This is a genomic window from Flammeovirga pectinis (genome assembly GCF_003970675.1).
In the GTDB taxonomy this organism is placed as follows: domain Bacteria; phylum Bacteroidota; class Bacteroidia; order Cytophagales; family Flammeovirgaceae; genus Flammeovirga; species Flammeovirga pectinis.
In genome coordinates, this window is sequence record NZ_CP034563.1 from 798,173 (window position 1) to 823,989 (window position 25,817).

Annotated in this window: 21 protein-coding genes, 1 tRNA gene and 2 rRNA genes; 13 read left to right on the forward strand and 11 right to left on the reverse strand. The window is 32.8% G+C overall.

Annotated features, from left to right (window positions below; genetic code table 11):
• The first annotated feature begins 57 nt into the window (after positions 1-57).
• The 3 genes from EI427_RS23290 to rrf all read left to right on the forward strand — a co-directional run bounded on the left by EI427_RS23290 (position 58) and on the right by rrf (position 3,329).
• Positions 58-130, forward strand: a tRNA-Ala gene (locus tag EI427_RS23290).
• A gap of 87 nt (positions 131-217) precedes the next feature.
• Positions 218-3,094, forward strand: a 23S ribosomal RNA gene (locus EI427_RS23295).
• Between the two features lie 123 nt (positions 3,095-3,217).
• Positions 3,218-3,329 (forward strand): 5S ribosomal RNA (gene rrf, locus EI427_RS23300).
• A gap of 128 nt (positions 3,330-3,457) precedes the next feature.
• Here the strand turns inward: rrf and EI427_RS26390 are convergent.
• The 3 genes from EI427_RS26390 to EI427_RS23305 all read right to left on the reverse strand — a co-directional run bounded on the left by EI427_RS26390 (position 3,458) and on the right by EI427_RS23305 (position 4,811).
• A complete protein-coding gene (locus tag EI427_RS26390) occupies positions 3,458-3,589 on the reverse strand; it encodes a hypothetical protein (RefSeq protein WP_262708884.1) in 132 nt (43 codons plus the stop codon).
• Positions 3,590-3,854: 265 nt separating this feature from the next.
• A complete protein-coding gene (locus EI427_RS26000) occupies positions 3,855-4,010 on the reverse strand; it encodes a hypothetical protein (protein ID WP_155523314.1) in 156 nt (51 codons plus the stop codon).
• A gap of 102 nt (positions 4,011-4,112) precedes the next feature.
• Positions 4,113-4,811 carry a DUF2490 domain-containing protein gene (locus EI427_RS23305; protein WP_126619572.1) on the reverse strand — a complete coding sequence of 233 codons (699 nt, stop codon included), beginning with the start codon at positions 4,809-4,811 and terminating at the stop codon, positions 4,113-4,115.
• Between the two features lie 221 nt (positions 4,812-5,032).
• Here EI427_RS23305 and EI427_RS23310 point away from each other — a divergent pair, with 221 nt between their 5' ends.
• Both EI427_RS23310 and EI427_RS23315 read left to right on the forward strand, forming a co-directional pair.
• Positions 5,033-7,477, forward strand: coding sequence for a zinc-dependent metalloprotease (locus tag EI427_RS23310; RefSeq protein ID WP_126619574.1), 2,445 nt, complete (start codon positions 5,033-5,035; stop codon positions 7,475-7,477).
• Between the two features lie 136 nt (positions 7,478-7,613).
• Positions 7,614-9,149: an arylsulfatase gene (locus tag EI427_RS23315; protein ID WP_126619576.1), complete on the forward strand. Its 1,536-nt coding sequence runs from the start codon at positions 7,614-7,616 to the stop codon at positions 9,147-9,149.
• A gap of 119 nt (positions 9,150-9,268) precedes the next feature.
• Here EI427_RS23315 and EI427_RS23320 read toward each other — a convergent pair whose 3' ends face one another.
• Positions 9,269-9,661: a hypothetical protein gene (locus EI427_RS23320; RefSeq protein WP_126619578.1), complete on the reverse strand. Its 393-nt coding sequence runs from the start codon at positions 9,659-9,661 to the stop codon at positions 9,269-9,271.
• Between the two features lie 443 nt (positions 9,662-10,104).
• Between EI427_RS23320 and EI427_RS23325 the strand changes: the two genes are divergently transcribed.
• Positions 10,105-10,503, forward strand: coding sequence for a DoxX family protein (locus tag EI427_RS23325; protein WP_126619580.1), 399 nt, complete (start codon positions 10,105-10,107; stop codon positions 10,501-10,503).
• 177 nt (positions 10,504-10,680) lie between these two features.
• On the opposite strand, the gene EI427_RS23330 is transcribed toward EI427_RS23325, so the two are convergent.
• From EI427_RS23330 to EI427_RS23345, 4 genes are all read right to left on the reverse strand, one after another.
• A complete protein-coding gene (locus EI427_RS23330) occupies positions 10,681-11,379 on the reverse strand; it encodes a hypothetical protein (protein WP_126619582.1) in 699 nt (232 codons plus the stop codon).
• Positions 11,380-11,470: 91 nt separating this feature from the next.
• Complete coding sequence (locus tag EI427_RS23335; protein WP_126619584.1) at positions 11,471-12,307, reverse strand: glycoside hydrolase family 25 protein; 837 nt, start codon at positions 12,305-12,307, stop codon at positions 11,471-11,473.
• A 120-nt stretch (positions 12,308-12,427) separates the two neighbouring features.
• Positions 12,428-13,078 carry a thioredoxin family protein gene (locus EI427_RS23340; protein ID WP_126619586.1) on the reverse strand — a complete coding sequence of 217 codons (651 nt, stop codon included), beginning with the start codon at positions 13,076-13,078 and terminating at the stop codon, positions 12,428-12,430.
• Positions 13,079-13,094: 16 nt separating this feature from the next.
• The gene (locus EI427_RS23345) at positions 13,095-13,619 is read right to left on the reverse strand and encodes a TlpA family protein disulfide reductase (RefSeq protein WP_126619588.1); all 525 of its coding nucleotides are present in this window, start codon (positions 13,617-13,619) and stop codon (positions 13,095-13,097) included.
• 269 nt (positions 13,620-13,888) lie between these two features.
• On the opposite strand from EI427_RS23345, the gene EI427_RS23350 reads away from it, so the two are divergent.
• Both EI427_RS23350 and EI427_RS26395 read left to right on the forward strand, forming a co-directional pair.
• Entirely contained in the window at positions 13,889-14,071 is a 183-nt protein-coding gene (locus EI427_RS23350) for a hypothetical protein (protein WP_126619590.1), read from the forward strand.
• A 175-nt stretch (positions 14,072-14,246) separates the two neighbouring features.
• Entirely contained in the window at positions 14,247-14,381 is a 135-nt protein-coding gene (locus EI427_RS26395) for a hypothetical protein (RefSeq protein WP_262708885.1), read from the forward strand.
• 92 nt (positions 14,382-14,473) lie between these two features.
• On the opposite strand, the gene EI427_RS23355 is transcribed toward EI427_RS26395, so the two are convergent.
• The 3 genes from EI427_RS23355 to EI427_RS23365 all read right to left on the reverse strand — a co-directional run bounded on the left by EI427_RS23355 (position 14,474) and on the right by EI427_RS23365 (position 17,199).
• Entirely contained in the window at positions 14,474-14,896 is a 423-nt protein-coding gene (locus tag EI427_RS23355) for a YeeE/YedE thiosulfate transporter family protein (RefSeq protein ID WP_126619592.1), read from the reverse strand.
• A gap of 4 nt (positions 14,897-14,900) precedes the next feature.
• On the reverse strand, positions 14,901-15,464 hold the full coding sequence (locus EI427_RS23360; protein WP_126619594.1) for a YeeE/YedE family protein: 564 nt from the start codon (positions 15,462-15,464) through the stop codon (positions 14,901-14,903).
• 88 nt (positions 15,465-15,552) lie between these two features.
• The gene (locus EI427_RS23365; RefSeq protein ID WP_126619596.1) at positions 15,553-17,199 is read right to left on the reverse strand and encodes an FAD-dependent oxidoreductase; all 1,647 of its coding nucleotides are present in this window, start codon (positions 17,197-17,199) and stop codon (positions 15,553-15,555) included.
• A gap of 296 nt (positions 17,200-17,495) precedes the next feature.
• On the opposite strand from EI427_RS23365, the gene EI427_RS23370 reads away from it, so the two are divergent.
• The 5 genes from EI427_RS23370 to EI427_RS23390 all read left to right on the forward strand — a co-directional run bounded on the left by EI427_RS23370 (position 17,496) and on the right by EI427_RS23390 (position 25,736).
• Positions 17,496-19,565 carry a tetratricopeptide repeat protein gene (locus tag EI427_RS23370; protein ID WP_126619598.1) on the forward strand — a complete coding sequence of 690 codons (2,070 nt, stop codon included), beginning with the start codon at positions 17,496-17,498 and terminating at the stop codon, positions 19,563-19,565.
• 308 nt (positions 19,566-19,873) lie between these two features.
• Positions 19,874-20,308 carry an IS200/IS605 family transposase gene (gene tnpA, locus EI427_RS23375; RefSeq protein ID WP_126617806.1) on the forward strand — a complete coding sequence of 145 codons (435 nt, stop codon included), beginning with the start codon at positions 19,874-19,876 and terminating at the stop codon, positions 20,306-20,308.
• Positions 20,309-20,510: 202 nt separating this feature from the next.
• The gene (locus EI427_RS23380) at positions 20,511-20,963 is read left to right on the forward strand and encodes a hypothetical protein (RefSeq protein ID WP_126619600.1); all 453 of its coding nucleotides are present in this window, start codon (positions 20,511-20,513) and stop codon (positions 20,961-20,963) included.
• A 76-nt stretch (positions 20,964-21,039) separates the two neighbouring features.
• Positions 21,040-21,351: an MTH1187 family thiamine-binding protein gene (locus tag EI427_RS23385; RefSeq protein WP_126619602.1), complete on the forward strand. Its 312-nt coding sequence runs from the start codon at positions 21,040-21,042 to the stop codon at positions 21,349-21,351.
• Between the two features lie 329 nt (positions 21,352-21,680).
• Positions 21,681-25,736, forward strand: a complete 4,056-nt coding sequence (locus EI427_RS23390) for a two-component regulator propeller domain-containing protein (RefSeq protein ID WP_126619604.1) — start codon at positions 21,681-21,683, stop codon at positions 25,734-25,736.
• The last annotated feature ends 81 nt before the right edge of the window (positions 25,737-25,817 follow it).

Here is a 25,817-nt window from a genome sequence, read left to right on the forward strand (position 1 = left end):
ATTATAATTACTTTCTTTTGCATTAAATATTGGGAATAGTCCTAATAATCCTTTTATGGGGATTAGCTCAGTTGGCTAGAGCGCTTGCCTTGCACGCAAGAGGTCATCGGTTCGACTCCGATATTCTCCACGTTGTTCTAAAATGATAGGACAAAAAGATCTTTGACAGAATGGGAAAAACTTAAGGGTATCTAATTTGATTAGATATTCTGCAAAAAGAAAAGCGAGAGAAGGGTATACAGAGAATGCCTAGGCTTTTGGAGGCTACGAAGGACGCGACAAGCGGCGAAACGCTTTGGGGAGGTGCACATGACCTATGATCCGAAGGTATCCGAATGAGACAACTCAGCATGTTGAAGACATGTTCGTAAGGCCAACCCGGGGAACTGAAACATCTAAGTACCTGGAGGAAAAGAAAACAATAGTGATTCCGCAAGTAGTGGCGAGCGAACGCGGAAGAGTCCAAACCAATTGAGTTCCGGCTTGATTGGGGTTGTAGGACTTCAATAATAGTTTAATAATGAATTGGAATATACTGGAAAGTATTGCCGTAGAGGGTGAAAGTCCCGTACAGGTAAGTTATTAGATTAGTGAAGTATCCTGAGTAAGTGGGGGCCGGTGAAACCCCCATTGAATCCGGCGGCACCATCCGCCAAGACTAAATACTCCCAAAAGACCGATAGTGAACAAGTACCGTGAGGGAAAGGTGAAAAGTACCGTGAATAACGGGGTGAAATAGATCCTGAAACTGTATACCTACAAGCGGACGGAGCTACTTAGTGTAGTGACGTCGTGCCTTTTGCATAATGAGCCTACGAGTTACCTATATTAGCAAGATTAAGGATTTAAGGTCTGTAGTCGTAGCGAAAGCGAGTCTTAAGTGGCGCTTAAGTTAGTGTAGGTAGACGCGAAACCAGGTGATCTACCCATGGGCAGGTTGAAGTTGTGGTAACACACAATGGAGGACCGAACCGGTTGACGTTGAAAAGTCTTCGGATGACCTGTGGGTAGGGGTGAAAGGCCAATCAAACCTGGAAATAGCTCGTACTCCCCGAAATGCCTTTAGGGGCAGCGTCGGATGAGTTTGATGGAGGTAGAGCTACCAATTAGATGCGGGGGAGTCATATCCTACCAAATCTAGATGAACTCCGAATGCCATCAAACACTACCGGCAGTGAGGGCTAGGGTGCCAAGGTCCTAGTCCGAGAGGGAAAGAACCCGGACCATCGTCTAAGGTCCCCAAGTGATAATTAAGTTGAACTAAGGAGGTTCAGTCGCTGAGACAGCCAGGATGTTAGCTTGGAAGCAGCTATTCATTCAAAGAGTGCGTAACAGCTCACTGGTCGAGCGACAGAGCATCGATAATGATCGGGCATAAATTATCCACCGAAGACATGGATTTGTGTGTAAACACGAGTGGTAGGGGAGCATTCTGACAGGGTCGAAGCAGCATGGTGATGTGTTGTGGACTTGTTAGAAAAGCAAATGTAGGCATAAGTAACGATAAGGCAGGTGAGAAACCTGCCCGCCGATAGACCAAGGTTTCCTGGGCGACGCTAATCGTCCCAGGGTTAGCCGGGACCTAAGGGGATTGCCGAAGGGCATACTCGATGGATATCAGGTCAAAATTCCTGAGCATCCGATAATACTGATGGAGTGACGGAGTGATGCAGTATCTGCGTGCTGACGGAATAGCACGTTGAATAGTGTACCTATAGGGACTATAGTTAAATGCGTAGTCCTTGGGGAAACTAGACAGTACATAGCGACTACGGTCAATGTGATAACGATACGAAACGCTTCCGAGAAAACCTTCTAAGATTATATTATTGGATCCCGTACCCCAAACCGACACAGGTGGTTAGGATGAGTAATCCGAGGCGCTCGAGTGATTCATGGCTAAGGAACTAGGCAAATTAGCCCCGTAACTTCGGGAGAAGGGGCGCCTACTTACTTTTGTAAGAGGCCGCAGCGAAGAAGTCCAGGCGACTGTTTAACAAAAACACATGGCTATGCGAACTCGAAAGATTCAGTATATAGCCTGACACCTGCCCGGTGCTGGAAGGTTAAGAGGGGGAGTTAGCTTCGGCGAAGCTCTGAATTGAAGCCCCAGTAAACGGCGGCCGTAACTATAACGGTCCTAAGGTAGCGAAATTCCTTGTCGGGTAAGTTCCGACCTGCACGAATGGTGCAACGATCTGGACGCTGTCTCGGCCATGAGCTCGGTGAAATTGAAGTAGCGGTGAAGATGCCGCTTACCCGCAACGGGACGAAAAGACCCCATGAACCTTTACTGCAACTTAACGTTGGCCGTTGGCCAGGAATGTGTAGGATAGGCGGGAGACTGTGAAGGAGCGTCGCTAGGCGTTTTGGAGTCATTGTTGAAATACCGCCCTTTCCTGTTCGACGGTCTAACGGGCTTAAAGTCCGGACATTGTTTGGTGGGTAGTTTGACTGGGGTGGTCGCCTCCAAAAGAGTAACGGAGGCTTTCCAAGGTTCCCTCACGACGGTCGGCAATCGTCGGAAGAGCGCAATGGCATAAGGGAGCCTGACTGCGAGAGAGACATTTCGAACAGGCACGAAAGTGGGACATAGTGATCCGGTGGTACCGCATGGAAGGGCCATCGCTCAAAGGATAAAAGGTACTCTGGGGATAACAGGCTGATCTCCCCCAAGAGCTCATATCGACGGGGAGGTTTGGCACCTCGATGTCGGCTCGTCACGTCCTGGGGCTGGAGAAGGTCCCAAGGGTTGGGCTGTTCGCCCATTAAAGTGGCACGCGAGCTGGGTTCAGAACGTCGTGAGACAGTTCGGTCTCTATCTGTTGCGGGCGTAGGAAATTTGAGAGGCTCTGACTTTAGTACGAGAGGACCGAGTTGGACACACCTCTGGCGTACCGGTTGTTCCGCCAGGAGCATCGCCGGGTACCTATGTGTGGAGCGGATAAGCGCTGAAAGCATCTAAGCGCGAAACCCACCTCGAGATGAGATTTCCATATAAGGGTTGTTATAGATTATGACGTTGATAGGCTTCAAGTGTACGTGTAGAGATACATTCAGCTGAGAAGTACTAATCGCCCAATAGCTTTTCTTTTACGGTTAGCACTCTAGTGATAGAGTGCTAGCAAAGTTTTTCCTTTTCACTGTCAAATAACTTATTTAGATGAGTTGTTTGATTTTAGTGATTAGATTCGATGATCAAAGACATTAAGATATTGATGGTGTCAATGACGTGGGTGTTCACCTCTTTCCATTCCGAACAGAGCAGTTAAGCCCCACAGTGCTGATGGTACTGGGTTAACCCCCGGGAGAGTAGGTCGACGCCACATTCATTATATATAGAAGGTTAGTTAACACAAGATGTTGACTAACCTTTTTTTGTGGCTATACTTTTTTAAAAAATTATAGGCCCAATAAATACATATTTATTGGGCCTATAAAACCTACTAATTAAACATTAGATTTGTTTACTATTAACTTTAGACATTCGAATTTTTTCAATTTCTAGTTGTACTTGACACATCATTTCTCTGAATTGCGATACATCTTGTTGATCATTTTGGCTATTGGCTTTTAATGTAGTTCTCATGATAATATTTATTTTATGTGAAAATTTAGTGTTGATTAATATTATAAGAAAACGTTGAACAATTAGTACCTCGTTTTCATAGTTTAAGTTTATCAATTATTTATATCAAAAGTATCTTAATGATATTAAATAAATGTAAATAATAATCAAGATCACTTCTTTGTAGTGACATCACAACGTTAAATTCAACTATTATGCAAAAAAAAAGGATTCATAACATAAATGTTTGAACCCATAATTATTATTATTAAGTATTTATTTAGAATTAAATTTCCTCATCAATATCTAAATCATATTTCTCAAGAGAACCTAATTGTGATTCCCATTCAGATTGATCAAAATTATCATCCTCGTCCATTGTTTCAGAATCAATATTTAATAATAATTGATCATCCATTTCAAAAGTAGCAAAATCTTCCATTATAGTCTTGTATTTATTATGTGTAATATAACATATAATACGCCACTTTTGAAGGGAGGTTTTAGCTGTTAAATTTTGTTTAACATAAATAATTATTTTTGGTTAAACCTTATTTCTTTTAAATAGAGGGCCAGTTTTTAGAGGATGAATAACATGAGAAATTTTTATTCGGACCATATTAGATTCATTAATATACCCTTCAGTTGGGATTGAATAGGAGCGCTCATTAATGTATTGTAAAGTAATAAGAATATTTTTGTAGGCTCTTCTAGTAACACCAATATAAACTCTATTACTACTGATCTTTGAATTATTATCATTTAAGGTGAAAAATGGTTCACAACCTAAAGTACAATAACCAAAAAATGTAGAAAATTTTAAAGAAGGATTGTATCTAAGTCTATATTTTTTTTTGCTGTTTTCAAAAAATTGCTCTTCAAAACGTACTCTTTGTGTTAAAGTGAATACATTAAAAGGAATATTGTATACAAAGTCTTGGTAAAACCTAAACTCTTCATTAGAGCGAGACCCATTTACATACATGAAACCTCCACGAATATAAAATCTATCACTTACATCGTATCTCAGGCCAGAACGAATTTGACCTCTATTTCCTCCATTGTCATCAAAATATTGTCGATAGCCTACATCACTATCAATAGAAAATTTATAAGATAATTTGTACCTATTGAAATAGTGTAACCACAGTATATCTTGTCCAAATAGATCAGAAGAAAAAAATGTAAAAAGTAAGGGTATGAAAATATATTTGATTTTACTTTCGTGAAAACTTGTATTCATGTTGTTCTTGAAGTAGTTGTATATGTATAATACCAAACAAATATAATTGGTTATTTTGTTAATTTAATATCTGTATAAGTTAAGATAGTGTAATTGTTTAATATAAATCATAACTGATTTGTAATACTAGAACTAATAATTGCACGTTACTTAATATATGTTATTACCCAATAATTAAATCGATGATAAATTATCTTTATATAAACAGATATAAAACAATAATGAAAAAACAATTAACATTACTATTCTTAATGACTTTCGTCTGTACATTGTTTATAGGAACAGATTGTGCTGCCCAAAGAAAGAAAAAGAAAAAAGGTAAAATTGAAGATGCACCTAAGGAAGAAAAAGGACCTTTTAAACCTTACAATAAAGTAATTACAAGTAAAGCAATTACTCAAGAAGGGCTAATCACAGCTCATAAAGTTGAAGACAAATACTTTTTTGAACTTAATGATGATCTATTAGGGGATGAACTCTTAGTAGTTAGCAGAATTTCTGGTCATGTTCAAGGTTTAAACTTTGGTGGTGCAGGAATGAAGTCTAGACCACAACAGGTAATTAGATGGGAAAGATTGGATACAAAAGTATTATTGAGATCGGTTTCTTATAATAGTGTAGCGAGTTTAGATGAACCTATATATAAGTCGGTGAAGAATAATAATTTTGAACCAATAATTGCTGCTTTTGATATTAAAGCGTTAGGTAAAGATACTACGAGTGTTGTAATTGATGTTACTTCTTTTTTTACTACAGACGTACCAATGATTGGAGCTTTATCAAAAAGAGAAAGAAAAAACTTCGCTATCAAAGGTTTAGATACTAAAAGATCACTAATCGAATCAGTTAAAGTATTTCCTGAAAACTTAGAGGTTAGACATATTCTAACATATAAAGGAGATAAATTGCCAGACAATCAGCTGACAAAAACACTGTCAATAGAGATGAATCAATCATTTGTGAAACTACCTGAAAACCCATGGCAACCAAGGTATTATGATGATAGGGTTGGTTATTTTTCAGTGCAACAAACAAATTATAGTTTAGATGAGCATAAAGCAGCTAAACAAAGATTTATCACAAGATGGCGATTAGAACCATCTGATTGGGATGCTTATAATAAAGGAGAATTGGTTGAACCGATTAAACCTATTGTTTACTATATCGATCCGGCAACACCATTAAAATGGAGACCTTTTATTAAGAATGGTATTGAGGCTTGGCAAAAATCATTTGAACAAGCGGGATTTAAAAATGCAATAATTGCAAAAGATGCTCCTACAGTTGAAGAAGACCCTAATTGGAGCCCAGAAGATGTTAGGTATTCTGTAGTAAGATATATTACAACTCCTATTCAAAATGCTCAGGGGCCTCATGTTCATGACCCAAGAACTGGAGAGATTTTAGAGTCTGATATCTTATGGTATCATAATGTGATGCAACTTTTAAGAGATTGGTGTTTAATTCAGACAGGAGCAGTAAACGTAGATGCTCAAAAAGCATTATTTGATGATAAATTGATGGGTAAACTTATTGAATTTGTAGCTACTCATGAAGTTGGACATACATTAGGGTTACCTCATAATATGGGAGCAAGTTGTGCATATACTTGTACACAATTAAGAACGCCTGGTTTTGTTCAAGAAAATGGTGTATCACCTTCAATTATGGATTATGCAAGAATGAATTATGTAGCTCAGCCAGAAGATAAAGGTGCTGGATTATATCCTATAATTGGACCTTATGATAAATGGTCTATTGAATATGGTTATAAACTCACAGAAGCAAAATCTGCTTTAGATGAAAAACCTATTTTAAATGAATGGATTAAAGCAAAAGCCGGAGATCCTATATTTAGATATGGAGCACAACAGTGGCCAAGTGTTATTGATCCAAGTGCTCAAACTGAAGATTTAGGAAGTGATGCAATGGAAGCAAGTACTTTAGGTATTGCAAACTTAAAAAGAATTGTTCCAAACTTAATATTATGGACTTCTGTAGAGGGAAGCACCTATACAGATCTACAAGAATTGTATAATGGTGTATTAGGTCAGTTTAATAGATATATGGGTCATGTTACCAACAATGTAGGGGGAGTTTTAATTTATCCAAAAACTACAGATCAAGAAGGTGATATTTATATACCTGTAGATAAAGATAAACAACAACGTGCAATACAATTTTTAAATGAAGAGTTATTTGCAACACCTAAATGGTTAATTGATTCAAATATTTTATCAAAAATTGAAGCTTCAGGAAACGTTGAGAAAATCCAGAAGCTACAAAAAAGAACGCTTACGAATCTATTAAATGATGATAGATTAAAAAGAATGATTAATAATGAAGCTTTGAATGGCATTAAAGCATATACAGTTTTAAATCTTCATCAAGATATAAGAACTTCTATTTGGAATGAATTAAATAGAGGCTTAAAGATTGATACTTATAGAAGAAACCTTCAAAGAGTACATGTTGATTTATTACTTGATAAGTTTAATGATGATACATTAAATACTACTGACATAAATGCAATTTCAAGAATGGAGTTAGTTGCTATAAATAAAGTTTGTAAAACATCTTTGAGAAAATATGCTATAAATTCAATAGAAAATGCTCATTTAAAAGATATTAGCGAGCGAATTGAATTTGCTTTTAGTACTAAGTAGGAGTGCTTGATAATAAAGCTCACTTACAATAAGTGAGCTTTATTTATTTAACTTATCAATTATTAGACTTATTGATAATTATTAATTAATTTCATACTAATATTAAATCTTTCTTTAATAACAATCTAAACTTTAAATGCGTAAACTTAAAGGTATATTATTACTATCAATAGCATTATTGATCGGATTTGGTGCGGCTCATGCACAGAAAAAATCCAAAAAAAATCAAAAACCAAATATCTTAGTAATCTGGGGTGATGATGTAGGTTGGGGTAACGTAAGTAAGTACAATCACGGAATGATGGGGTATCAAACTCCAAACATCGATAGAATTGCTAATGAAGGTGCAATGTTTACAGATTGGTATGCTCAACAATCTTGTACTGCAGGTCGTGCAGCATTTATTTTAGGGCAGCATCCATTCAGAACTGGTTTACTTACAATTGGAATGCCTGGTTCTAAACAAGGTATTCAAGAAGATCAGCCTACAATTGCTGAACTTTTAAAACCACTAGGGTATACTTCTGGACAATTTGGTAAAAACCATTTAGGAGATAGAGACGAACACTTGCCAACTAACCATGGTTTTGATGAATTCTTTGGTAATCTTTATCACTTAAATGCTGAGGAAGAGCCGGAGACTTATTACTATCCAAAAGATCCTGAATTCCACAAAAAATATGGCCCTAGAGGAGTTATACATTCTTATTCAGATGGCCGTGTATCAGATACAGGTCCTTTAACAAGAAAAAGAATGGAGACTGCTGATGATGAATTTACAAATGCAGCAATCGCGTTTATAGAAAAAGCACATAAAGAAGGTAAGCCTTTCTTTGTTTGGTTAAGCGCTACCCGTATGCACGTATGGACTCACTTAAAAGAAGAGAGTAGAGGTGTTACTGGTATTGGTATCTATCCTGACGGTATGGTAGAGCATGATAAAGCAATTGGTACTGTACTAGCAAAATTAGAAGAATTGAAAATTATTGATAATACAATGATTATGTATTCTACTGATAATGGAGCTGAAAAGTTTACATGGCCTGACGGTGGTTCGACACCTTTTGCAGGAGAAAAAGGAACAACTTGGGAAGGTGGTTTCCGTGTACCTTGTGCAATCAGATGGCCTGGTGTAATCGAACCTGGTACAATTGATAATAACATCTATTCTCATGAAGATATGATGCCAACAATTTTAGCTGCTGCTGGTGCTCCAGATGTAAAAGAAAAATTATTAACTGGTTATAAAGCTGGTGATAAAACTTTTAAAGTACATTTAGATGGTTACAATCAAATGGATTTTTGGAAGGGTGAAGTTAAAGAAGCTCCAAGAAATGAAATTTTCTATTTTGATGCTGCAGGTAACTTAAATGCTTTAAGATATAAGGATTGGAAATTACACTTTGCAATTATGGAAGGTGCTATCAATACTGCTTATAGAAAAACTCCATCATGGCCGATCTTAATTAATTTAAGAGCAGACCCTTATGAAGTTTCATATAAATCAGCACTTTATATTCGTTGGTTTGCAGATAATATGTGGACTTTTGTTCCAGCACAAGAATTTACAGGTAAATTCCTTGCTACGTTCAAAGAGTTTCCTCCAGTACAAGGTTCTTCATTAGGCATTGATAAAGTATTGCAATCATTGCAATCTAAGCCACAGAACTAAGTAATAATAAAATTTTTTTTATTAAAAGGCCGATTTTGAATGATTTCAAAATCGGCCTTTTGTTGTTATATTTTTGTAGTCAAAATAAGTATAGGTAGTTTACAATTTTGCAAATAGTTTTAAATAACAGATTTGGTGTTTTCGTTAATGCTGTTGAAATCTTCAATCCAAGTTTTAGCAGTATCTAAAGTTTTAAAGAACTTTATTTTCCATCCTCTATTATACGCTACATTCTCAACAATTACTGATTCAGCTATTGTAGCATTAGATACAGCAATTACTGTTGTTTTTCTGCATATATTGTATTTTCCTAATTGAGAAATTACAGAATATTTTGTCGACAGATTAATAGGCGTAGTTAGACCCAATCCATCAATCATTACAATGCTTAATTGGGCATTAATTAATGCCTCATTAGCTTTTACAATTGCTTCTAGCAACTGCCGCTCATTTGGTTTCCCCTCTAATGTTAATCTTATAAAGGAAGAATTTGTTGAAATAAAATAATTCATCGTTTTATACAATTAAGATAGTTACTATACCTTATACTATCAAAAATAGTAAAGGTCGATCATTGGACTATTATTTTGCCGCGTTATTCATCTAAACTTACTTCATTAAATTGGAAAAGTACAATTTGTATTTGATAATTTAATTTTTTTAATCAATTCTTATTTGAATTTATTAAGACGTAATATCTTGTAATATTAATATATTTAAAAGAAAATAATGTGTTTCTATAGTCCTTAAGTAGATTGATTATGTCTATTAATGTAGAAATACAATTATTGAAAAGTAAGACAAATTAGTAATCTTTCATTTTTTCTCTTTAAAGTTATACTTTTTGGAGTTTTACTAATTATTATAGATACTTAACTAATTAAGTAAATTGGCTATATTTAGTATTGTTAGAATTTCTTCAATTAAACAGAAATAAAAAAATCAACAAATAATAATGAGTAAACAAAAAGTTCCGTCATCAATTAATAAAACAGTTAGATTTGGTTTAGGAGTCTTACTTTTTATGGGTGGGGTTAACCATTTTATTCATCCTGAATTTTATAACCCTTGGATATTCGATTTTTTACCAAAATATTGGACAAATATAATTGTTGGAGGGGTTGAAGTTATAATTGCACTTTTACTTTTTTCTAGCAAAAATAGTAAAGTTGGGGGCTTAGCATTTTGTGTATTGATGGTGCTTTTTTTACCAATCCATTTCCTTGATTTATTTAAAGATCCTCCTTATATAGGAGTTTTACCAATTGCAATAGGTAGGTTTTTATTTCAATTTGTATTGATAGCACTTGGTTATTTTATTGCAAAAGGTAAACTTCCAATGTCTTATAAATAAATACACCCCGATTAATAAACCGAGGTGTAATAGCTTTAAATAAACGTGATTGGAAGTTGGTATGTGTAAATGCAATGAGCAGAACACATAGATTAAAGTCTTTAATAGTTTATCAACTTGTTCTTTTATTATACGAGTTCGTAATTCGATTTTTATTCAAAAAACGACTTATTTCTACTATAATTTGATTTTTAACAAATGTGCAGAACTCCTTATTCTTTCAATAACTTTATTGTATAACTCGATATTATGTTCTTCATCAATAAGTATATATTTATCATCTGATACTTCTGCATCTTTGAACTCATTATTTGTAAACCAAAGAGAAAAATCGAACACTATTGATAGCTTGTGTATGTTATTATTGTCCACTTCAAGAATGTTATCAAAAACTACATCAATTGAATTAATAGCGTTTGTTTTGAATTTAAAGAAATAGACATTGACACCATTTGGGAAATACTTGCCGTCTGCAATAATACACATACTATTATTTGAAATAGAATCTTCCAAATTCGTTATTATATCCATCGATAAAGAAGTATATAAATTTGGCGATAATATTGTATAACCTAGATCTGGATTACTTACTCCATTAATAATATTGCATTGATAAGGACCAAGGAAATCATATTTATTATTGGGCTTATCCTCTGCATTAAACTTTATACCATCAATGCCTATTTGTGCATCTGTTAATACAAAACTTTCAGAACTAATAGGTGTATTACCAGAAGTAACAGAATTAATTATTAAAGAAGCATTCCCTTCTGGGATAGGATCTTCATCTAATAAAGAATCTTTGCTGCACCCGAATAATAAAAAGCTAAAAAGAAATAAACTGCTAACTCTTAGAAAAGTAAAATTTGTCATCATAAACTTTAAGTTTTTATGTACTGCAAATTTATAGAATTCAACTAGCTTATTTTATCAAATTAAGTTAAAGTGTTTATAGTGTTATAGGTAATTATTTCTGAAGTCCAATTATTAATGATTTTTTAAAGGAATCCCAATCTCCATCAAAAACATTCATGTCTACTTTACTAGGTATACCATCAATACTTGCAGATTGAGTATGTTGCCAAACCGTCCACCTATTTTTAGGAGCTTGAGTTTTCTCTCCATAATTGGCAATCCAAATTCTATATTTTTTAAAGTGCCCCTTAAAGTAATCTTTATAAAAAGAGTCACCTGTATAAATCATTGGTTTAACACCCCATTCTTGTTCAATAAGTAGAACGAAATCTGCTAAACGGTCTCTCATTAATTTTGGATCTACACCGTCAGTAACTTCAACATCTACAACTGGAATAAGATCATTATGAGATAATTTCCCGACAGTTTTTATAAAATAATCTGCTTGTTGGGTTCCACTAGTTTGTGGTCTGAAAAAGTGATAAGGTCCAAAAAGAATATCTTTATCTTTTGCATTCTTTCTATTTCTATCAAAATGCCTGTCTTTATGGTCAGCACCTTCTGTTGCTTTTATATACGCAAATTTTATACTTGCATTTTGAGCATGCATATTTGCAACTCTATCCCAATCTATTAATTTCTGATGATGAGAGACGTCTATACCATGAACCTTATATTTCTCTGGTAATTTTACCCCATAACCAACTACACTTTTATAAAAGGGAACTTCAACAAAGTCTCTAACATTTAACGCGACATCTAATGACTTCCTAATGTAGGGAGCAAAGATCTTATAAGCTTCTGGATTTACTTTTAGGTAAAGACCAAACCCCATGAAAAAGAGTAGGAGAAAGGACGAGAAGGGGAGAATATTAACTTTCTTGGTCATGAATATTGATATGATCAGTTTGCAGTTACAAATATAATCAGATCTGAAGTATAACAAATAGAATAATGAGAGATCTTTTAATAGTGATTAATTAATAACCTCTCATTATTCTAATCTTTATTAAGCTTTTGTAGCTTTAATAGAGCATCCAACCGCTTTTGTAGTAGTTGTTGTAATTTTTTGATTATTAAGTAGAGCATTTACTGCATCTTCAACAAAGTGATCTTTCACAGCATTTGCATCTTTATAATTATCATCAATTGCTCCAATGTACTTAACAATGTATTTCCCTTGTTCTTTATTTAATAAATAAACATGTGGAGTTTTTGTTGCACCATATGCAGGGTAGATATTTTGCCCATCATCAAATAGATATGGGAAAGTAAATTGTTTTTCTACTGCTCTTTCCTTCATTAATTCAAAAGAATCCTCTGGTTGAACAGAAGGGTCGTTGGGATTGATTGCTATAACAGGGTAACCTTTTTCTTTATACATCTTATCTAAAGCAATAATTCTATCTTCATAAGCAACAGCATAAGGACAATGGTTGCATGTGAAGATAAGAATAACACCTTTGTTACCTTCTAGACCATTTAATGATAAAGATTGATCATCCATGCCTTTAAGGTTGAAATTAATTGCTTCGTCACCAACTTGTAGCCCTTGCTTTTCAACAATTTTTACTTCTGATTGATTAGTTTTACTTTCTTGTTTTTGAGAACAAGACATACTTACCGTTAACAGGGTAAGTGCTAGAATTATACTTTTCATTTTGTTCAAAGTTTATTTACAGTTTTATAAATGATTTAAGTTCTTCATATGATTCAAAATCTGTGGAATGAAATGTCTGTTTCCCATTTTTAAGAATCAGTGTAATAGGAATTGCACCATCCCAATTGGGGTTAACTTTTTCAATCCAAGAATTAGCATCAGCATCATCAAGCCAAATAACTTCTGAAGTTAATTCTGTTTTATTGATATATTTAACAAGATTTTTCTCGCTCATATCAAGACTAATTAGAATTATTTTAGCTTTTGAATTATTTTCTTTTAAGTATCTATTGGCTTGTTCAAAATAGGGTAATTCTTTTACACAAGGCTTACACCAAGTAGCCCAAAAATTAATTATTCTAACTGTATCATCTTTATGATTAAATAAAGATTCAAGATTTTTAAATGAATTAAATTGTGAAACGGCTTGTGTTGTAGTTGAGATGTATTTATCAGGTTGTAGCTGAAGAGGTTTATCATTACAACTTATTAGACCAATAAGTAAGATGTTTATAGTAAATACCAGAAGTTTTTTTGTCATTTGATTATAATGAATGTTGATATAATAATAAAGTTAGCCTTTTTATTTTAATGTTACATATATATGTAAATACAGTATTTTCTAAAATTCCGACTGTTTTATAGCTCTTTTCAACGTTTTAATAATGCATTCACTTGTATTAGTAATGTTACGAGCCTGTAAAACTTAAAAAAATTGTTTTAGAATTTATTTAGTACATTATGGATTTTAACAAGATCAACTTTTAGCCTTCTTTGACTGTATGAAAGGTAAATCAAAAGCAATTAGAAATGTCAAAATACAAATCAAATTCAGGAGCAAGGTTATTAATTTTATCACTGCTAACATTGTTTATGATCACGCTAACTGTCTTAGTAGATGAGCAATTGAAGAGAAACAAAGAGAAAACTAATAATGTAGTGCATGCTAGGACAATGAATCAAAATGATCTTTTATATCATTTTAATAATTAATTAGAATCTAAAGATTAAAGAATTGTATTCATTTGTGATTGTCTTTAGGTATCTAAGAAAATAATCTATATTCATTATAAGACCAACCCCAAAGTTTTATATGAAAGAAGTAAACTACTTTTATTTAGGATTTTTTTCTTTACTCTTGCTTTTAAGTACTATCATGATATGTGGAATGAAACATAAAGATAAAAAAGAGAATTATTGTATTGAGAAAGTCCAAGCAGTACCAATTCAGTTTTCTAAAACTACTGGTATTATACCATCAACAGAAAAACCATTTCGAAGGTATATAAGAAGTGGAAACTAGTAAAAATATTTATAAAAAAAAGTAGAAGTTAATTAAGATTAGCTTCTACTTTTTTATTTATAATGACAAAGTTATTGTAATCAAAATACTCTTTAGTGAGGTAAGACATCTCGTAGTCGACCATAAATATATGTACCTACTAGAGAAAAGAAAAGCACAATTAACATAGACCACTTTCCGTAACCAATCAGGATAAACATTGGCGCAGTACAACCTCCAACTAAGGCCCAACCCAAACCAAAAAATATACCTCCTAAAAGGTATCTCCAAATAGATTTTTGTTTTGGAGGAATAACAATGTTATTGCCATCAAAATCTTTTATTTTAAAGAGCTTAATTCCTTGAATACAGAGAATACCTGTTGCTACAGCAGAACCTATTAGTCCGAACATGTGAAACGATTCAAACCTAAACATTTCTTGAATTCTATACCAAGAGATTGCTTCTGATTTAGATAATATTATCCCGAATAATACACCTAAAAGAAGATAAGTTATAAACTTAGATAATTTCATTTTTTTATATTTGAATTAACAATGGTAAGAATACGAATGTCATTAAAATACCACCAATAAAATAGCCAACACATGCAATTAATGATGGTAATTGTAAGTTTGATAACCCACTTATAGCATGGCCAGAAGTACAACCTCCAGCATATCTAGATCCAAATCCAATAAAAATGCCTCCCATAGATAACATAAGCATACCTCTTAGAGAAAAGATACTTTCGGCACTAAATAATTCTTTTGGTAAGATATTATGAGGATCAGAATCAATACCTAGTGAATGAAGGTGTTTGATAGTTTCATCTGAAACCCCTGCAAGGTGGTCTCCACCTAAGAATTTATGAGTGATGAAACCTCCAAGAATACAGCCTAAAGCAAAGACTAAGTTCCAAGATTCTTGTTTCCAATCGAATTGAAAAAAAGAATTGTTTTTTCCAACTCTACATGCAGTACAAATAGTTCTAAAGTTTGATGATAAACCAAGGCTTTTACCAAAAAGTAGTAATATAGCCATAGTTAGACCAATCAATGGTCCTCCAATATACCAAGGCCAAGGTTGAATAATTCCGTCCATATTTGTTTGTTAATTATATATTGTACACACAGTAAACACAGTTTTACTAAAAATTAGGAGTTACTTATAATAATAACTCCTAAATGTATTAGCCATTTATTTTTTTCCAAGCTGTAAATCCACCAGCAATATTATGAAGGTTAGTAAACCCATTGTGAGCGAGTATTAAAGAAGCTAAATAGCCTCTTAAACCTTTTGCACAAGTAATATATATAGGTTTAGAAGTTGGAATTTGTGCTAGATTATCACGAAGAGAGTCTAAAGGAATATTTAAAGCATCTTCATGAATAATACCTGCATTTTCTAATTCTTGTGGATTTCTAACATCAAGAATAGTGATCTCTTTATTGGCAGTAAATGCTTCTTTAGCAACGGTAGCATTTACTTCTTTATATAACCCCTTCTGAGAATTTTGAGCAACAAAACCTGCAACAATTACAGGGTCTTTTGCTGGGGAAAAAGGCGGAGCATATGCAAGGTCTAGGTTTGGAAGGTCTTCTATAGTTAGTTTAGCATAAATTGCTGTAGCTAACACATCTGTTCTTTTATCTACCCCTTTTTCTCCAAATAATTCTGCACCAAGAATTACGTGCGTATCTGGAGTGTAATATATTTCTATAAACATATCTTTCCCTCCAGGGTAAAAACCAGGATGAGAATTGGCAATAATAAAAGTAGACTCAAAAGGAATACCCTCACGATCTAAAATTTTAGGACCAGCTCCTGTTCTTGCAATGGTATGGTCAAACATTTCCATAATAGCAGTTCCGTATCCACCAGGAAAATGCTCTTCAGCTCCTACAGCGTTTGCACCAGCTACTCGGCCACCCTTATTTGAATGTGTTCCCATAGGAAACCACCCATCAGAATTAGTGACTACGTTAGGAATAGAAGCACAATCTCCAGCTGCATAAATATCAGGTAAATTGGTTTCCATTTTAGAATTTACAATCAATGCTCCATTTGGAAGTGCTTTTGCCCCCTTAGAAGTAAGCATCTCTGTAATCGGTTTTACACCAATAGACATGATTAAGTAATCTGTTGGAATACTTGTGCCATCATTTAAAAGTAAAGTACCATCAGGTTCAATTTTTTCTCCTTTTTTACCCAACTCAAGACGGAGACCATTGTCTTCAAGAACTTTCTCGCCCATAGTGGTGAATTTATCATCCCAAGGTCCTAAAATATGTTTTCCTAGTTCTACAATAGTTACTTTTTTACCAATCTGAACAAGATTTTCCGCTGTTTCTAAACCAATTAAGCCTGCTCCAATAATTGTAATATTTTTGGCATTTTCAAGAGCATTTGATTTTACAATTCTATCAAAATCTTCTATTGTTTTTGCATGTGCCCAATTTTGAAATTGTGCTAATCCATTTAATGGAGGAGTAATTGCCGAGCCACCAGTTGCGTAAACTAATTTGTCGTAAGTATAATCACCTTTTTGAGTAGTAACAGTATGGTTTTCTGGATCTATATTAATTACAGGTTCTTCTAAATGGACATCTATATTAAACCTTTTACGGAGTAATTCTGGTTTTACAACAAGGAGTTTATTTCTATCCTTTATTTTACCAGAGAAAGCATAAGGAATTCCGCATGTAGCGTAACTGATATTTGCTGTTTTTTCAAACAATATAATTTCAGCATTTTCATCTGTTCTTCTTGCTTTTGCAGCTGCAGAAGGACCAGCAGATAAACCCCCAATAATGATAATACGCTTTCTATTTTCCATTTTGTTGAATCTATATTTTATTACTTGTTTTTAATTTTATGATTCAAACTTACTTATCCATTTTTAAGAGAAATGTGACAATTGTTACACTAATAAAGAATTGGTAGGTGATTCTTTAAATGTTGAAATTTATTAACAGAAATGCAGTCGTATTAAATCTATAATCTTGAGTTGAAAAGGTTTTATATAGATTAATAACCGTTTTACGTATAATTTTTCTAACAGAATAAAGGATTAATTTGTGATTGTAGTTAATTTTAAATAGATTGATGTAGTTCATTCTATTTGAGAAATTTGTGGTAAAACAATTTATATTAAAATATTTCGCGCTTTTATATTTTCTGAGTTCATTTACTTTTCTACCTTCTACTACTTTTGCTGATAATTCGAAGCAAAATGACCAAGAAAAATTAGAGATTTATCTAGACAAAGCTTTTCATGCCTTAAGAAATTTATCGGATTCAACAGTTTTTTATTCTGAACACCTTCTCAACTTATCAAAGGGTAATAATAACATCAAGGGAGAAAACTTTGCCTATCAAATACTAGGGTCGTATTACCTAAAAAAAGGACAAATCACTTTAGGGTTCGATTACCAAATGCGTGCTTTAGCATTGTCTGAATCTGAAAAGGATTGGACAAACGTATCAACAATTAATAATAATATTGGTGTATATTTTTTTCGGAAGAAAGATTACAAAAAAGCGTTGAAATATTATCAAGCAGCATTAAAAGCTATTCATAAAGATATGGAAGAAGCAGCAGAAATAACTATTGATCAATATGATCATGAAGTTAGTATGATGCTTAATATTGGCGAGGTGTATTTGATGTGGGAGCAATATGAATTGGCTTTGAAATATGAAGAAGCAGCATTAATAAATGCAATGAAATATAAATTTTTGGATTCTGAAGCCTATATTTTAGCTGTAAAAGCCCAAATTTTATATAAGATTGGAAAAGAAAAACAGGCTTTAACTCACATAGCCGAAGCATTGACTTATTTTAGAAAAACAGCTAATGTTGATGCACAATTAGAATATGAACTCATCTACGCTCAGTATCAATTTAAATCAAATTATTATGTTAAAGCAAGAAAGTCTGCATTATCTGTTTTAGCATTAAGTGAGAAAAAAGAAGCAAAACATTGGAACTGTGAGGCCTACGAATTATTATCAATTATAGAAAAACAAACAGGTAATTGGAAAGCGGCTTTTCAATATCAATCAAAATATACGTTGTTAAAAGAAGAGCTTGATAATAACGAAATAACAGCTCGATTAACAGATATAAAAGAATCTTATGATGCAGATAAAAAGAATGCTGAAATTTATGCACTAAAGATTCAGAATGAGTTAACAGGGCAGGTGGTAAGCCATCAGACCAAGTTTATCTATGTGATGGTAATTGTGTTGTTTCTAGGTATTATAAGTGTTTACTTCTTATTAAAATTCAATAATAATATTAAGAGTGCATATCATAAGATTACAGAGAAAAATTCTGAAATTGAAGCACAATCTGAAGAAATTTTATCTCAACGTGATCATTTACAGGAATATGTGGAGATGCTTGATTCTAAAAATAGACGAATTTCTTCTGCTTTAAATTATGCACATAGAATACAATCTGCAACTTTACCATCTAGAGCATCAATAGAACTTTTAGTAGACAAATTAATTTTGTTTTATAAACCCAGAGATATTGTTTCAGGAGATTTTTACTATTCATCTGGTATTTTAGAAAGGAATAATGAAAAGATAGGTGTTGTGGCAGGGTTGGATTGTACAGGACATGGAATACCTGGTGCTTTTATGTCGTTGATTGGTAATGGTATTTTAAATGAACTAATTAAGGTAGAGAATTATATAGACCCAAGCGAAATTTTAGAACAACTGAATAGTCGTATTCAAGATACATTGAAACAGAAAGATTTTTCTACAGTTCAAGATGGAATGGATATATCTATTTGTACGATCAATTATACTCAACAGACAGCAACGGTAAGTAGTGCTAAAAGTTCATGGTTGTACTTTCAAAACGGAGAAATGCACGTTATGAAAGGATGTAGAAGAAGTATAGGCGGTATAGATTTAAATACACATCGGTTTATTAATCATACTATAGATATAAGTGAAAATCCCGTAGATATTTATTTTTATTCTGATGGATTTCAAGATCAAATAGGAGGTCCCAAAAACAAAAAGTTCCTGGTGAAAAGATTTAGAGATTTGATTCATAATTTACATAAGCTAACACCAAACAAGCAGGAAGAGTTATTACAACTGTCTTTAGATGATTGGAAATCAATAGAGGAAGAACCACAGACAGATGATATTTTAGTTTTTGGGTTTTCTCTAAAAGCATAAACGTTTTAAAAAAGTTCAAAATATTCTTGTAATACATCAAAAATACCTAAAAATGGGTATTGACCTTAATTGTGTTTATAAGTTATATTTGTATATATCAATTAAGGAAATAAGTAATTATTTTTTTAGTGATACCAAAGAAGAATTTAAGTCAAATAAGTAGTTATATTTCTTACATGAATTGTAAGATACAAAAGAGAGAGGTTTATGACCTCTCTTTTTTATTGGTCTCATAAATGGGTTTAAAACCCTGCACTTTCAGTGCAGAACTTTAGTATTTCGAAAAAATCTACTACATTCTGAGTATTATGACACAGGAGTATAGAAAAGGTCATCATACAGTGACTAGGTTGACCGTCCATATAGTTTTTGCGACTAAATATCGTTATCAAGTTCTAGAAGGAGATATTCAAAAACGATGTAGATCTCTTCTCATTCAAATTTGTGAAGTAGAAGGTATTGAGATCCTAAAAGGAGTTGTAAGTAAAGATCATGTTCATATCCACATAGAGTACCCTCCGACTAAAAGTCTTAGTGATATTTTGAAACGTATGAAAGGTCGAACTTCAAGGTTACTTCAACAAGAATATCCTAGTTTAGGAAAAAGGTATTGGGGTAAGCATTTTTGGGCAGGAGGTTACGGCGCTTGGAGTACAGGTAACATTACAGACGAAATGGTCAACGACTATTTAGAACATCATAGGAGCGATATGGACGATAATTCCAACTTCATGTTGGAATAAGAGGAAGTGAGCGTAGGACTTTCAGTCCTACCCCCAAACCTCTGCACTTTCAGTGCAGAGTGGTTTAGTTAAGTGATTTCGCTATATAGAATAGTGACTTTTTACTATCATTAAGATTAAAATCTAAATTTACCACAACTTTATACTCATTGTTTGAGTTAAAACAATATATACTATTTATATAAACATTATAACTACATCAATGAAAACGATTTTAATATTATTTAGTGTGATATTTTTTTCATTACCCCGTGCTTTTGCCCAAAATATTGAAGGAATTACCATTGGAGATAAGGGTCAGCAAGAAACATTTATTACTAAAGGCGGAATTACAGACCAATTGATGCCTGTTATTGAAGAAGATTCTGATTATTGCAGTGGAGTAATGTATTTACCTGTAAATAATGATACGCATATTGCAACAACTTTGAATCAAGATGAATGTAAGGAATTTGAACGCTTTGTTAAATCTGAATATACTATAGAGTTAGAAGAAAGGTACAATTATAACCGCAATAGTGTTTTAAAAACTTCTTTAGTAGATAACATTGAGTATGAAATTAATTTTGAAAAAGTAGGAGAAGAATATGATTCTTTCTTTGTTGTTTGGTATGGAGATTTTGATAAAAAAGGTGCCCAAGAAAATGTAAAATAATTAACCCTTATTTTAGAATAGTTTTAAGTTTAACATTGAATCATTTAGCTTTGTGTTTCACTTAAACAAAGTAATAATGGGCGTAATAATGAATTTTGCCATCTTTCCAATAGACAAAGGAGATCATATTGGAGAGTATGTAAGTAAAGTAGTGCAACATATTAAGGAAACGGGTTTAACATATCAGTTTTCTCCAATGGGTACAATTATAGAGGCAGAAACAGTAACGGAACTCTTAAAAGTAGTGGATGATGCTTACAAAATAATGGACTCTATTTCAGACCGTATTTATTGCGTAATGAATATGGATTCTAATAAGAATAAATCGAACATGATTAAATCAAAAACGGCTTCTGTTGAAAAACGAATTGGAACTGTAAATAAGTAAAAGATAAGGAACTCAAATAATGAGTTCCTTCTTTTTAATCTTTTTTGTAAGAAAGAAGAGTGCGAACTTAAAGGTTATATTTTAGTACATTAAACCACTAATGTAGTATAACCTACCTAATTACTTCTCACCTAAACGTAACAACTTTTCCCACAATTTAGAACGTAGTTAAGTGAAATTTTAATTAATATTTATATCAGATTTTACTAAACACACCTATTGTAAAAGGCGTATTTTTTTAGATTAACTTGCTATAATCGTAGAGCAGACTTATATTGTTGTTCCAGCTATAATTACTTATACTCTACTGTTCACATTAGCTATTTTTGATGAATACTAAAATATACCAACTAACATTTTTTCTACTTCTATTTTCATCTGTGTTGTTTGCACAAAACAAATTAAGTCAGAAGTATAATTTTGTGCATATAGGTGCAGAAAAAGGGCTCACTCAAACAGCTATTAGCGATATCCTTATGGATAAGGATGGCTATATTTGGATGGGGACCTGGAAGGGATTATTCCGTTACGATGCTTATGCAATGCACAGTTACTTTGCAGTAATCGATGATTCAACAAAATTACAATCCGATTATATTAATTGCCTTTACGAAGACCATAATAATACTTTATGGATTGGTACTATGGGAGGATTGTATAGGTATGAAAGGAAATTTGACCAATTTAAAAGAATAGATTTTCAGTTGAATAAGGTGATGAAGGTACTTAAAATTGTACCTAGAAAAAACCAAAATGAAGTTTGGCTGTGTACTGTAAATGGGCTTTATCTTTATAATAAAAAAGATGAACAACTAACAAAAATTCTGAATAATAAAGCTGTTACGAATGTTTTAGAAATTGAGAATTTACTTTGGGTAGGGACTAAAAGTGGTTTACTGGTGGTAGATCAGAAAGGACAAATTGATACTGATTTTCTTGCATTAATAAAGCCAATCAATCTAAGTAATAAATCTATTATTAATTTGTTTCAAGATAAAAGGGGAAAGATTTGGATAGCTTCTTGGAAACTATTCTCTTTTAATCCAAAAACAGATGAATTTAAAATTGAAGATCAAGATTTAGAAGTATGGGATTTTCTGGAACTAGATAACGAGTTATGGTTTGCTACAACAGATGGCATTTGTGTGCTTAATCAAGAAACTCTACAGAAAAGAGTCATTAAACAAGATAGAAAGAATACAAGAGGTTTATCAGAAGATTTTTTAACTACTTTATATCAAGATAAAAAAGAAAATATTTGGATTGGTGGATTCAGAAAAGGGGCTTATTTTTATTCACCTCATAATAACCTATTCGAACTTATTTCTAAAGATTTAGGAGGTTTAGAAATCCTTCAGCACAATAGAGTAATGGATATTTATTGTGAAGATAGCACAGCAGTTTGGTTTGCCACAGATGGAGGTGGTATTTCCAAGTTAAATGTACAAACACAAGAACACCTTCCTTTAACTACTTTGTCAGCATTTAAAAACAAAGCTATTTTATCTATCAAAAGGGATAAAAAAGGCATTTTTTGGCTGTCTACATGGGGAGATGGACTATATAGTTATAACAAGGAAACCAATAAAATTAAGCAGTTTAAACATATAGAAGGAGATCCTACAACTTTTCCAGAAAATAATATTTGGCAAACTTTTGAGGACAGTGAGGGTAATTTTTGGGTGTCTATACACGAAATGGGTTTATGTCTTTTTGATACCGATAAAGGAGAAGTGATAGAGCGTATAATTCATAAACAAAAAGAGGTTGAATTTCTTACGTCATTTTATATTTTTGAAGATAGGGATAAATGTATTTATTTTTGTAATACACAGGGTTTGATAGTTTATGATTTAAAATCGAAAACTTCAAAAATCTATTTTCAAGAAGGTGGAAAACAAAACACACTTCCGGGTTACTCTGTAAATTGTGGTCTAGAAGATAGTAAAGGCAATATATGGTTGGGTACAAACAACGGTTTGGCCCTTTTTGATAAGAAGAAACAAAAGTTTTATAAAAAAGGTGGTGAACTGGGCATTAGAGGACCTAGAGTACAAGCAATAGAAGAAGACGATGAGGGTAATTTGTGGTTAGCCGTAAATAATCAGCTGGTAAAATATTCTACTTTAACGGAAGAAATTGTGGTATTTACTACCGACGATATTGGTATAAATGGAGAGTTTATTATTGGTGCATCATATACTTTGGCAAATAGACAAATGCTTTTTGGGAGTACAAATGGAGTGGTCGTTTTTAACCCGAAGAGCATCATGATCAATAAGCAAAAATCACCCGTTAAACTTGTAGATTTTTCTTTATTCAATAAAAAAGTAACCTTAGAAACAGAAGATTCACCTTTAAAACATGTTATAGATCAGACAGATAGAATTCAATTGAAACATTATCAAAATGTATTTTCTATAGATTTTAGTACACTAAACTATGTACAATCCGAACAGAATAAATACATGTATCTGTTAGAAGGTTTTGATAAAGATTGGCAGTTTATTGGTTATAAAAGATCTGCTACTTTTACAAACTTAAATGCAGGAGAATATACTTTTAGGGTAAAGGGTGCAAATAATGATGGTATTTGGAATGAAGCCAAACCACTAATAATCGAACAATTACCTCCTTTCTGGTTAACATGGTGGGCAAAACTGCTGTATGTTGTTTTGTTTATTAGCTTAATTTATTTTTTCTATCGCTTCTTAATCAACAGGCATAAACTGGAACGGGCAATAGAAATAAGTAGGATAGAAGGGCAGAAAAAAGCAGAAGTAAATAAATTTAGAGAACAATTTTTCACAAATATTTCTCACGAATTAAGAACACCATTAACGTTAATTGTTTCACCATTACAAGCAATACAAAAGGAAGGCGAGAACTATAAATTTAAAGAAAACCAACAGGTATTTAAATTAATGCATTCTAATGCAGAACGTCTGCTCAGGTTAATTAATCAGTTAATGGATTTTAGAAAGGTAGAAAATGGATTGTTAAAAGTGCAAGAAAAAAGTGGAGATATTATTCGCTTTATTAAAGATACTTCTCAGCTATATTGTTACCAAGCTCAACAAATGAAAATTGTGTTTACAATAGAAACTGCTCCTGCTTCATTATGGGTAAATTTTGACCACGATAAACTTGAGAAAATTATTCATAATTTACTTTCTAATGCTTTTAAGTATACAAGTGAAGGAGGGAATATTACAGTAAATGCTTTTTTAATTGAAAAGATTGATAGCTACTATACTTTAGAAGTAAAAGTTACAGACGATGGTGTCGGGATTGCAAAAGAAGATATTGATAATATTTTTAGTAGGTACTATATGGTAGAAAATTCTTCTGCAAAAGGAACAGGTATTGGACTTACACTTACTAAGGAACTGGTTGAACTTTGCAAAGGAAATATCAATGTAGAAAGTACTGTAGGCGAAGGAACCTCTTTTAATGTCCAACTTTCTTTTGAAGGGACATTACCTACTACATCAACCGTTAATAATGAGGAGAATAATTTCTTAATTGAAGCTCCCGATTTACCTAAAAGCAATACAGAGACAAAACAAAAACAAGCAACTATATTGGTAATTGATGATAATATAGATATACAAACCTATTTAAAAATAGAGTTATCTACTATCTACACAATTTGCCTTGCTAATAATGGTGCAGAAGGGTTGAAAGTTGCTATTGATAAAACACCAGATTTAATTATTAGTGATGTAATGATGCCTTTAATGGACGGTATGGAACTTTGTCATAAATTAAAATCAAATATTGCTACATCGCATATACCTGTTTTATTATTAACCGCAAAGCATTCAGATAAATCACATTTACAAGGACTAACACAAGGGGCAGATGAATTTATTTCGAAACCTTTTAATATTGAAATACTTAAAACTAGAATTGCATACCATCTTAAACTAAGAAAAGATTTACAACTAAAATTTAAGACAGAAGGGTTTATCAAACCAAAAGAAATAACAACATCAGACCCTGATAAAGAATTTTTAGATAAACTGTATAAACTTGTTTTTGATGAACTAGAAAATCCGGAATTTAACACCAAAGTATTGTGCGAAAAAATGGGCATGAGCAGGACGCTCTTACATACCAAATTAAAGGTACTGACAGCGTGTTCTACTGCCGAGTTTATAAAAAGTGCAAGAATGATTAACGCAGCTAAATTATTAAAAGACCAACACATACAAATTAAAGAAGTAGCGTATAGTTGTGGCTACTTAAACCCGCAACAATTTTCTAACACTTTTGTGAAATATCACGGTATGTCGCCCTCTAAATACCAAGAGCAAGAAGAAGAGGAGAAATCAAATTATCTATCAAAAAAGGCTGTTTATATAGTCAAAAACAACGATTGAACAAATAGTGAACGGGTTTAAACAAATAGTGTAGCCCCTTTTTGAATCATTTAATAGTATTGGATAACGAAATACTTTTTA